The sequence below is a fragment of the Actinomycetota bacterium genome, from assembly GCA_035640355.1.
GTDB lineage: Bacteria > Actinomycetota > UBA4738 > UBA4738 > HRBIN12 > CALGFI01.
Map to the genome: position 1 here is coordinate 260378 of DASQWI010000011.1, position 10313 is coordinate 270690.

10 protein-coding genes and 1 tRNA gene are annotated in these 10313 nt (G+C 67.9%); 9 read left to right on the top strand and 2 right to left on the bottom strand.

All coding sequences use genetic code 11. The features are described from left to right. Positions 1 to 58: 58 nt before the first annotated feature. From VFA08_06700 to VFA08_06730, 7 genes are all read left to right on the top strand, one after another. Entirely contained in the window at positions 59 to 1150 is a 1092-nt protein-coding gene (locus tag VFA08_06700; protein ID HYZ13283.1) for an RlpA-like double-psi beta-barrel domain-containing protein, read from the top strand. Further along, the gene (gene rsmA, locus VFA08_06705) at positions 1083 to 1991 is read left to right on the top strand and encodes a 16S rRNA (adenine(1518)-N(6)/adenine(1519)-N(6))-dimethyltransferase RsmA (protein HYZ13284.1); all 909 of its coding nucleotides are present in this window, start codon (positions 1083 to 1085) and stop codon (positions 1989 to 1991) included. Before VFA08_06700 ends, rsmA begins: the two co-directional genes overlap by 68 nt. Next, on the top strand, positions 1988 to 2857 hold the full coding sequence (ispE, locus tag VFA08_06710; GenBank protein HYZ13285.1) for a 4-(cytidine 5'-diphospho)-2-C-methyl-D-erythritol kinase: 870 nt from the start codon (positions 1988 to 1990) through the stop codon (positions 2855 to 2857). Before rsmA ends, ispE begins: the two co-directional genes overlap by 4 nt. Before the next feature lie 10 nt (positions 2858 to 2867). Continuing rightward, a tRNA-Gln gene (locus VFA08_06715) sits at positions 2868 to 2938 on the top strand. A gap of 48 nt (positions 2939 to 2986) precedes the next feature. Further along, the gene (gene glmU / locus VFA08_06720; protein ID HYZ13286.1) at positions 2987 to 4426 is read left to right on the top strand and encodes a bifunctional UDP-N-acetylglucosamine diphosphorylase/glucosamine-1-phosphate N-acetyltransferase GlmU; all 1440 of its coding nucleotides are present in this window, start codon (positions 2987 to 2989) and stop codon (positions 4424 to 4426) included. A gap of 1 nt (position 4427) precedes the next feature. Continuing rightward, positions 4428 to 5405, top strand: a complete 978-nt coding sequence (locus tag VFA08_06725; GenBank protein ID HYZ13287.1) for a ribose-phosphate diphosphokinase — start codon at positions 4428 to 4430, stop codon at positions 5403 to 5405. 150 nt (positions 5406 to 5555) lie between these two features. Continuing rightward, positions 5556 to 6683, top strand: a complete 1128-nt coding sequence (locus VFA08_06730; GenBank protein HYZ13288.1) for a DUF222 domain-containing protein — start codon at positions 5556 to 5558, stop codon at positions 6681 to 6683. A 49-nt stretch (positions 6684 to 6732) separates the two neighbouring features. Here VFA08_06730 and VFA08_06735 read toward each other — a convergent pair whose 3' ends face one another. Both VFA08_06735 and VFA08_06740 read right to left on the bottom strand, forming a co-directional pair. After that, entirely contained in the window at positions 6733 to 8280 is a 1548-nt protein-coding gene (locus tag VFA08_06735; protein HYZ13289.1) for a hypothetical protein, read from the bottom strand. Positions 8281 to 8302: 22 nt separating this feature from the next. Then, positions 8303 to 8824: a sigma-70 family RNA polymerase sigma factor gene (locus VFA08_06740; GenBank protein HYZ13290.1), complete on the bottom strand. Its 522-nt coding sequence runs from the start codon at positions 8822 to 8824 to the stop codon at positions 8303 to 8305. A 99-nt stretch (positions 8825 to 8923) separates the two neighbouring features. Between VFA08_06740 and VFA08_06745 the strand changes: the two genes are divergently transcribed. Then, complete coding sequence (locus VFA08_06745) at positions 8924 to 9589, top strand: 50S ribosomal protein L25/general stress protein Ctc (GenBank protein HYZ13291.1); 666 nt, start codon at positions 8924 to 8926, stop codon at positions 9587 to 9589. 66 nt (positions 9590 to 9655) lie between these two features. Continuing rightward, entirely contained in the window at positions 9656 to 10237 is a 582-nt protein-coding gene (gene pth / locus VFA08_06750) for an aminoacyl-tRNA hydrolase (protein ID HYZ13292.1), read from the top strand. Positions 10238 to 10313 lie beyond the last annotated feature (76 nt).

Sequence of the window (10313 nt, forward strand, 5' to 3'; positions counted from 1 at the left end):
CTTCGGCACCGGCCCCGGCCGCTTTCCCCCCGAAGCCTTCCTTCATAGGAGGAGTGGCATGCCGGTGCGACCCTCGCGGGTCCGGAGGCTCCGGGCTCGCAAGGCGGTGGGGAACGTGGCCCTGACGGGTGCAGCCGTCGTGCTCGCCGTCGGGTACATCGCCGTCCAGAAGACAGTGACGTTGGTGGTCGAGGGGGAGCCCGAGGTGGTTCGGACGATGAGCGCAAACGTCGGCGAGCTCCTCGACACCGAGGGCGTGGTCATCGGTTCCGGCGATGTCGTGACGCCTCCGAAGGCGACTCCCCTTTCGGACGGCATGACGGTTGAGGTGGATCACTTCGCGGAAGCGTTCGTCGCTCCCGCGCCACAGGATGTGGGGGTCTGGGTGATGGACGGGGTGCCGGGGCCGCTCGGATCGAACGCGGCTCGAAGCACCGAGGTGATGTTCTCTGCGGGTTACCCGGCCGGAAGGTCGGAGGTGGTGGACGCGCGCGTCGTGGTGATGGGGAAGGACCTCGACGTGCTCACGAACGCCCCCTCCGTCGGCAAGCTCCTCTCGGCCATGGGGATCGAGCCCGACCGGTGGGACCGCGTCCATCCATCACCCAAGACCCCCCTTCAACGGAACATGCAGGTTCGGTTCACCGCGATCGATTACAGGATCAACGAGGTCCAAGTTCCGATCCCCTTCACCACGTACACGTCTCGCTCGGACGAGATCGCGCCCGGCGAGATTCAGATGGTTCGCGCCGGCGTAAACGGCGTGATGATGGAGCGCTACGAGATCAAGCTCGTGAACGGCGAGCCATATGCTCGTACGCTGCTTTCGCGCGAGGTGCTGAGTGAGGCGGTCGCCGCCAAGCGGATCATCGGTCGAGAGCGCGCCGTCCCCACCACGGACCCTCAGACGCAGGTCGGCGAGGCCAGCTGGTACTCGTTCGCGCCGGGCGACGGACTGACCGCGGCGCATCCGTGGTTGCCGTTCGGTACGGTGGTCAGGGTCACGAACATCGCGAACGGCAACTCGGTCACGGTGGTGATCAACGATCGCGGACCCTTCGGTGGACGCATCATCGACCTCAGTGAAGAGGCATTCGCCCGTATCGCCCACCTCGGCGAGGGCGTCGTCCAGGTCCGGCTCGTCTGGTAACGCGCTCGGGCGTTCAGCCCTTCGCGCACTCGCCGCTCGTTACGGGATCGCTCCGTCGAAAGCGCTCGGGCAACACTTCCTGGCCGACCCGAACCTCGCGCGTGCGATCGTCGCCGACGCCGGCGTGGGCGCCGGCGACCGAGTCCTGGAGATCGGCGCCGGGCTCGGCTCGCTCACGGTCGCGCTCGCGGAAGCCGGCCCGAACGTCCTCGCCATCGAGTTCGACCGCCGTCTCGTTCTCGCGCTTCGCGACGTGGTGGCCGGGTGGCCCTCGGTCCGGGTGGAGGAGATCGACGCGATGCACGCGGACTGGCACGCGCTCCTCGGCGAGGGCGTGTGGCGGATGGTGTCGAACCTTCCCTACAACGTGTCCGTGCCGCTCGTGGTCGACCTCGTTGAGGGTGTCCCGGCGATCGACCGGTACCTCGTGATGGTCCAGCGAGAAGTCGGGGATCGCTTCGTCGCGTCTCCTGGAGAGGACGAGTACGGCCCGGTCACCCTTCGGATCGGGTACCGCGCCGAGGCCGAGATCGTCAGGCGCGTTTCGGCCAGCGTGTTCTGGCCGACCGCGAGCGTGGATTCCGTCCTGGTGCGGATCGAGCGGCATCCCCCGCGCGTTGACGTCGATCCGGTTGCGCTGTTCCGCGTGATCGATACCGGATTCGCCCAGCGCCGCAAGACGATGGCGAACGCGCTCAGGCGGCTGGGGCTCGATGCAACCGCCGCTGCCGCCGTGCTACGGCGGTGTGACATCGATCCGTCCGCTCGAGCGGAGGGATTGTCGCTGGACGAGTTCGCGTCCGTTGCGGATGCGATGCTTGAAACGGGGTGGCGGCCGTGACGTCGAAGACGATCCACCGGGAGGCCTTCGCGAAGATCAACGTGTTCCTCCGGGTGCTCTCGTCGCGCGATGACGGCTACCACGACGTCGAGAGCCTCGTCCTCCCGATCTCGTGGTCCGACGCCGTGACCGTCCGCCCGGACGAGCGTCTGCGCGTTGAGGTCCGCGGGGCACCGGCGATGTCGGGGGAGACTCCGGCCGGTGGGATGAACCTCGCACTCGTCGCCGCGCTGGGCCTCGCCGATGTCTGTTCGAAGGCGGGCGGCGCGCTCATCGAGATCGAGAAGCGCATCCCGCTCGCGGCGGGGCTCGGCGGCGGCAGCGCTGATGCCGCGGCGACGATCCACGCACTGAACGAGCTGTGGGGATGCCGGCACGACCCCGCAACGCTCACCCAGGTGGCCGAGCGCGTCGGCTCCGACGTCCCGGCGATGCTCCTGGGAGGGCCGGTGCTGATGTCGGGGCGAGGCGAGTTCCTCGCGCCGGCCGACGTGGCGACCTTCTGGTGGGTCGTCGTGCAGCACGGGTTCGGCGTTCGGTCACCCGATGCGTACCGTTGGTGGGACGAGGCCGGCGCCGAGCCAGGGCCGGATCCAGAACCGGCGCTCGACGCTGCCGCTGCGGGTGACGCGAAGGGGCTCGGCGCGGCTATGTTCAACGACCTCGAGGCGGCGGTCACGAAACGACACCCGCAGATCGAAACGACGAAGGACGAGTTGCTGCAACGCGGTGCGCTCGGCGCCGTCATGACCGGGAGCGGCTCGTCGGTCGTTGGCCTCGCGTCCGACCGTGCGCACGCCGAAGAGCTCGCCGCAGCGATCCCCAACGCAGTCGTCGCGTCGGGCCCGCCCTCCCTCGCGGGATAATCTGGACGCGTCCGGGGTCGTCTAACGGCAAGACGCGGGCCTTTGGAGCCCTAAATGGAGGTTCGATTCCTCCCCCCGGAACGGGCTGGATCTGGCGGTGGCCCTTCGAGCCTTCAAGAGAGGACCGAGTTGTCGACATCGCGCGCGGGGTCGTCGCTGGCGGCCGTCGTCCTGGCGGCGGGCAAGGGTAAGCGCTTGCGTTCGGGAACGCCGAAGGTCCTGCATCCGATCTGCGGTCGCCCGGCGCTGTGGTGGTCGCTCAGGAACGTCGCAGCGGTGCGGCCGTCTCGGATCGTGATCGTCGTCCACCACGGCGCGGATGAGGTTCGAGACGCGGTCCGTTCGTGGGGGATCAAGCCCGAGCCGGTCTTCGTCGAGCAGGGCGAAGCGCTCGGGACGGGGCACGCAGTGCTCGCCACCGAGGACGCGGTCGGTCGCGTTCGGGAAGTCGTCGTCGTCGGGGGCGACTTCGATCCCGTCCTTCCCGAACACATGCGACGGCTGCTCTCGGTCCATCGAAGGACGAAGAGCGCCGGAACGATCCTCACGACGGAGGTCGCAGAGCCGGGTGGGTACGCGCGGATCGTTCGCGACGGGAGCCGGCTCGTTCGGATCGTCGAGGGAACGGACGCGCCGCCCGAGCTGAAGCGCTTGAACGAGGTGTCGCTGCTCGTCTTCGCGTTTCGGCGGGCTGACTTGTTCCGTGCGCTCCCGTTGGTGGGACGCGAGAACCGCCAAGGCGAGTACTACCTCAACGAGGTCTTCCCGATCCTCATGGACAAGGGGGAGCGGATCTCGGCGGTGAACATCGACGCGGTTGGCGCGATGGGCATCAACTCTCGGGGAGATCTCGCCGAGACGACGCGGATCGTGCGCGAGCGAATCAACGCCGAACACATGTCGAAGGGCGTCACGCTGGTGGATCCCGCGAGCACGTTCATCGACGTCGGTGTGAGGATCGGCACCGATACGGTCATCCATCCGCTCACCTTCCTGGAGGGCTCGACGCGGATCGCCGAACACGCCGAGATCGGACCGTCCACCCGGATCGTCGACTCGAGGATCGACGAGGAGGCGATCGTGCAGTTCTCAGTGGTGCGCGGCGCTCGAGTCGGCAGGGGCGCGCAGGTCGGGCCCTTCGCCCACGTTCGACCCGGCACCGTTCTGCACGAGCGCGCCAAGGTGGGCGCGTTCGTCGAGGTCAAGGCGGCGACGGTGGGCGTGCGCTCGAAGGTGCCGCACCTCTCCTACGTTGGCGATGCGTCGATCGGGGACGACGTGAACATCGGGGCGGCTACGGTGACCGTCAACTACGACGGGTACGAAAAGCACAAGACGGTGATCGAAGACGACGCGCGGATCGGTTCGGATACGATGCTCGTCGCGCCGGTTCGCGTCGGCAGGGGAGCGGTGACTGGCGCGGGATCGGTCATCACCAAGGACGTCCCGCCGGGCGCGCTCGCCGTCGAGCGTTCGGAGCAACGCGTCGTCGAGGGGTATCGCAAGCGCAAGGACGACGAGGCCAAAGCGCAGGGGAAGCGGAAGCCGAAGGGCAAGGGGGCGCACTGAGGTGGAGATCGTCACCAAGAAGAAGATGATGCTGTTCTCCGGGACCACCCACCCGGAGCTCGCCCAGGAGATCGCCGACAACCTCGGCGTACCGATCAGCCCCTGTGTGATCTCCCGCTTTGCCTCCGGCGAGATCTACGTCCGGGCCCAGGAGAGCGTTCGTGGTGTCGACGTCTTCGTCGTCCAGACCCACGCCGATCCGATCAACGAGTCGATCATGGAACAGCTGGTGATGATCGACGCCATGAAGCGGGCGAGCGCGAAGCGAATCACGGCGGTTGTCCCCTACTACGGCTATTCGCGCCAGGACAAGAAGGGACTCGCGCGCGAGCCGATCAGCGCCAAACTGGTCGCGGATCTGTTAACCGTGGCGGGCGCGGACCGAGTCGTCTCGGTGGACCTGCACGCAGGACAGATCCAGGGATTCTTCGACTTTCCGTTCGATCACCTCACGGCACTCCCCGTGCTGACCACCTACCTGCACGACGATCTGGGCCTGCACGACGAGGAACTGGTCGTGGTCGCGCCCGACGCCGGCCGCATCAAGACGGCAGAGCGGTTGCGCGAGAGCTTGCACGCCGATCTCGCGTACCTGTACAAGCGGCGGTCGCGCCACGAGGCACACAAGATCGAGGAGATCGCAGTCGTCGGAGAGGTCCAGGGGCGTCCGTGCGTCCTCGTCGACGACATGATCGACACCGCGTCGACGGTCGCGGCAGGCGCGAGCGTTCTTGCGCAGCACGGCGCAGGTCCCATCTACGCCGCGGCGACGCACGGCGTGCTCTCGGGCAAAGCGGTTCAGCTGCTCGAGGAGGCGCCGATCCGCGAGGTGGTCATCACCAACACCGTGCCGGTTCCCGAGGAGAAGATGTTCGGCAAGCTCAAGGTGCTCTCGATCGCGCCCCTGATCGCCGACGCGCTCCGCGCGGTGTTCGAGGACGCGAGCGTGTCGGAGCTGTTCCACGGAGAGAATCAGTAGCGATACCCGCGCATCTGAGGCTTGCGCATCTTGCGCATTTTGACCGCGCAGACGTAGTCATCCATTACTGATCGAACACGGCAACTCGAACGTCGCCGCGCGTGTCGAACACTCAATCGAGTGTCAGTGGCGGATGTTAGCGTCGCACCTATGTTCGAAGACGCGACGCATCCGCTGACTGCTGCACTCGACAGTGCGACCGCAGACGTCGGTCGCGCGCAGCGACGGATGCTGCGTCTGATCGCCGACGCCGATCGTCGAGAGGTCTGGCGCGATGCCGGTGCCCGCGACACCGCGCACTGGCTCACCATCCGCTACGGCATCTCCGAGTGGAAGGCAAGGCGGTGGGTCGGCGCCGCACACGCCCTGGAGGATCTACCGCTGATCGCCGAAGCGTTGGAGCAAGGAGCGCTCGGCATCGACAAGGTGGCGGAGCTCACTCGGTTCGCCACGCCCGAGACCGAGGCGCGCCTGATCCGGTGGGCGGCGACGGTCTCGGTCGGCGCGGTCCGCCACCGGGGCGACCTCGAGGCCACGGCATCCATCAAGGACGTCCGGCAGACCGAGCTGAGCCGCGAGGTCACGTGGTGGTACCACGACGAGGGACGCCGGTTCGGCTTGGAGGCCGATCTTCCCGCCGCGTCCGGTCCGGTGATCGTCAACGCCCTGGAGCGTGAGGCCGACCGTATCGCGGTGCTGCCCGGCGAGGAGGACGAGGTGTACGCGTCGGCCCGCCGGGCCGACGCCCTGGTGGCGCTGTGCTCGGCCCGGATCGGCTCCGATCCCGAGCCCGACCGGGCCACGGTCGTGGTCCACGCCCGACTGGACGGCCTGCAGCGGGACACCGGCGGGTGTGAGATCGAGGGCGGTCCGGTGATCCACCCCCAGACGGTCCGGCGCCTGCTATGCAACGCCCGCGTGCAGACCGTGGTGGAGGATCGCGACGGGAACGTCCTTGGGATCGGGCGAGTCTCTCGCGAGCCGCCACAGTGGATGCTTCGACAGGTCCGCCACCGCGACCGGGAGTGCCGCTTCCCCGGCTGCGGGGCCAGGCGGTTCACCGAGGCCCATCACCTTCGGTGGTGGCGTCACGGGGGCAGAACCGACCTTGCCAACCTTGCGCTCGTCTGCTCGTTTCACCACCGGCTGGTCCACGAGCACGGCTGGTCGGCAAGACGCGAGTCGACCGGCGACCTCCTGTGGCGCCGTCCGGACGGAACGCGTTACGAATCCGGCCCGTCTCCAGGTACGACAAAGGTGTTCGAACGGGCCGTGTGATCAACGACGCAATCATCCAATCTCAGCGACGCGTCCCGATCCTTTGGTCTCAGGGCGTGTATTGCTCCTCGATCTCGACCACGACGCCGTCTTCGATCGTGATCCACCAGGAACTCAGGCCGCGGTAGATGACGTCGTCCTTGCCTCGAACGTCGTCGACGAGCACGTCGGTCTGCTCCTCGATGGCCTTCGCGAACGGGCCGATTTCTCCGTCGAAGAACGTGTCACAGCAGTCGGTCCAGTCGAGCAGTCGCAGTCGCAGATCATCGGCGAACGTCAGCTCCCGCAGCCGCGGGTTCTCGTTGACGACGTAGTAATCATTCGGCACGGGACCCGTCTCACCGGTCGCCTCCTGGTACGCGCGGTTGGCTTCCTCGCCTGTCAAGAAGTACGCGAGATCGAATTCGATCGTGCCCTGAGTCGGATGGACCGCGCGCACGAACCCGTAGTGGCGTCCGTCCTCCAGCGCCGGCTCGTCCGACGCCGGCTCGTCCGATGGCGATTCGACGGGTTCGCCGCGGTCTGACCCGGTGCGACCGCTCGCGATCACGTTCCCGTCTGCGTCGACGGCGTTCAGCTCCGCCTCGCGGCCCACGTCGAGCACCACGATGAACGCCTCGAACCTATCGTCGATCTCGTCGGGGACGTCGAACGTTCGGACCGCTGTCGCATGGGGGCAGTCGATCGCCGCAGTTCCGGGGGGCACGGCGCCGAACACCAACGTGCGCGCGCCTGGTCCGCCACCCACGACGATTTCCGCGAATTGCAGCTCGGTGCTTTCCGGAGTGAAACCGTGGATCCCGGACCCCATATCGTCCGTCTCGACAGACAACGACAGCCCCGAGTCGTCGCGGGAAGCGATGAGCTGCCACGTCTCGCCTCCGATCTCGCCGGTCTCGAGGACCGCCGCTGCGGGTCCGCTCTTTCCGGGAGAGAAGGTCATCGTCGCGAACGCCCTGAACAGCGCGTCGCGGTCGGCATCCGTCACGTCGGGTGAGAAACCGACTCTCGCTTCGAACGTGCGCCCCTCCGCGGTCCAGCCCGCGTGCAGGAACTCCCATCCCGGGTAGCAGGCCGACTCGTCGGTGCCGACGTCCAATGGTTCCAGCTCGACCGGCCACAGCCGCGCCCCGTCGCCGGTGAGCGCGCGCGGCTCCTCCTGGATCGTCATGAGGAACGTCGGCGAGTCTCCCTCAGCCATCCCGGGACAGCCGAATAGCTGGCCGGGGTCGAACGGCGCGAGCGCCAGAACGATCCGTGGTAGTTGAGGCAGTGGATCGGGGTTCCCCGGATCCGAGCCGTTCAGCCCTGCCACATCGGGATCGATCAGCGTCCACCGGTCAGGAAACGTGATCCTGATGCCGTTCATCTCCTCGGTCGTGGATGCCGGAACGACTTCGCCGGACTCGCCGCTGAGGGCGCCGAAGCCGACGACGGCGATCGCGATCAATGCGGCTGCGGCGATCACAGAGCCCGCGATCATTCCCACCTGGCGCCGGCGTGTACGCCTGACCGCCGCGCCCGCGTCGTGCGGCGCCGGCGCGTCGCCGGCCTCGCGATCCAGCGCGTTGCGAAGCTCACGCTCGAGGTCGTTCATCGAAGCTCACGCTCGAGGTCGTTCATCGGTCCTCCCGGTCGATCATCGTTCGAAGCATCTGCATCCCTCGCGACAGCATCGAGCGCGCCGCGGGGACGGAAACGTGCATAGCCTCCGCCATCGCCTCCTCGGACAGGTCCTCGTAGTAGCGGAGGACTACCGCGGCACGCTGCCGAGCGGGTAGGCGCCTCAGCGCTCGGACGAGCTCGTCTCTCGCGCCGAGGTCGGGTGGATCGGTAGCGGCTTCGACCGAGTGAGACCGCTCACGCTCCAGATAGTCGCGTTCGACGCGCTCGCGACGGAACTGCGAGGTGCATAGGTTGACGACGGTTCGGCGCAGATACGCGTCGAACGCGTCGGGAAACCTGAGGTGCCGGAACCGGGCGGCAACCCGGACGAACGCCTCCTGCGCGATGTCCCGGGAGCGTTCGCGGTCGCCCGTGATGAGGTAGGCAAGCCTGACCGCGGCCGGCGCGTGCCGCTCGTACAGTTCGGCGAGTCCTCGTCCCTGTTGCTCGCTCGCCCTGCTCACCGTCGCGCTCACCATACGGCCCGTCGCTCCGCCTCCCTGCAAGCCTCCCTGCTATGAGAGACGCACGAGCGAGCGCTTTCCTCGCGGTCTCGTTGGTACCATCGGTCTCCGATGGAACAGAGGCTCGTCGCCGAGACACGAGAGCGAACCGGCAAGGGCGCCGCGCGGAAGCTGCGCGCCGCCGGCCGCGTGCCCGCGATCCTGTATGGCCACGGGATGGACCCTCTCGCGCTCTCCGTCGACTCGCGCGAGCTTTTCCATCTCCTTCACACCGGAGCCGGCGCGAATGTCCTCGTCGACCTCGTCGTCGACGGGACCGAGCACCTCGCGCTCCCGAGGGACGTTCAGCGCGATCACATCAGGGGCCGGTTCGTGCACGTCGACTTCCTCGCCGTTCGGCGCGATGAGAAGATCAACGTCACGATTCCACTCCGCATCGTGGGGGAGTCGCCCGGTATCAAGGCCGGCGGGGTCCTCGAGCACCACCTGTGGGAGCTCAATTGCGAGTGTCTCGCGACCGACGTGCCCGAGGCGATCGACGTCGACATCTCCGGGCTCGAGATCGGGTCCGGCGTTCGCGTGAGCGACCTGAAGGTCCGGAGCGGCGTCACGATCCTGACCAGCCCCGAGGACTCCGTCGTCGCGGTCACCCAACCGCAGGTGGCCGTCGAGGAGGAGGAGGCGGCCGAGGCCGTCGAGGGCGAGGCCGCCGAAGAAGAGGGCGAGGGCGCCGCGGCCGAGGAATCCGAAGGCGCGGCCGAGCAGCCCGAGGGCTAGCCGGCCGGGGGTGCGGGGGCCAACAAGCGAGCGGAGCGAGCGTCGGCCCCCGATGGAACGGGCCGCATGACCTGGCTCGTCGCCGGGCTCGGCAACCCTGGCCCGGGGTACGCCAAGAACCGGCACAACATCGGCCACGTCGTGGTGGACGAGCTGTGCACGCGCGGCGGGGGGCGGTTCAAGAAGGTCCGGTTCGTTCCCACGGACGTATGTGAGATCGACGAGCTCGGCGAGCGGATCCTGCTCGCAACGGCGCATGCTTTCATGAACGAGAGCGGGCCTGCCTTCGCCTCGCTCGCCCGCAAGCGAAGGATCGACCCCGACCACGTGATCGCGGTCCACGACGAGATCGATCTCCCGTTCGGCGCCATGCGCGTGAAGTTCGGCGGCTCGACCGCGGGCCACAACGGGCTGCGATCACTGTCGAGCGCGCTCCGGACGCCGGACTTCTACCGGATCCGTCTCGGCGTCGGCAGGCCGACCGGCCGGAAGGATCCCGCCGACTGGGTGCTCGAGGACTTTTCCAAACGCGAGGAGCCGGACGTCGCCAACCTGATTGACGACGGCGCCGACGCGGTGCTCTCGATCGTTCGGGAAGGTCTTCGGGTGACGCAGGACCGGTTCAACCGCTCCGCCCCGCGCACGTAGCCCGCGACCGCAGCCCGCGCGCACCCCAACTCACCACGTACCGCCTCGTGCGCCTAGCTCCCCACCACGTAGGCGG

What these genes read in the sequence shown, in the direction of transcription:
- VFA08_06700 (HYZ13283.1), top strand. Translation starts at nt 59, where the DNA reads ATGCCGGTGCGACCCTCGCGGGTCCGGAGGCTCCGGGCTCGCAAGGCG.
- VFA08_06730 (HYZ13288.1), top strand. Translation starts at nt 5,556, where the DNA reads ATGTTCGAAGACGCGACGCATCCGCTGACTGCTGCACTCGACAGTGCG.
- VFA08_06735 (HYZ13289.1), bottom strand. Translation starts at nt 8,280, where the DNA reads ATGAACGACCTCGAGCGTGAGCTTCGCAACGCGCTGGATCGCGAGGCC.
- VFA08_06745 (HYZ13291.1), top strand. Translation starts at nt 8,924, where the DNA reads ATGGAACAGAGGCTCGTCGCCGAGACACGAGAGCGAACCGGCAAGGGC.
- pth (HYZ13292.1), top strand. Translation starts at nt 9,656, where the DNA reads ATGACCTGGCTCGTCGCCGGGCTCGGCAACCCTGGCCCGGGGTACGCC.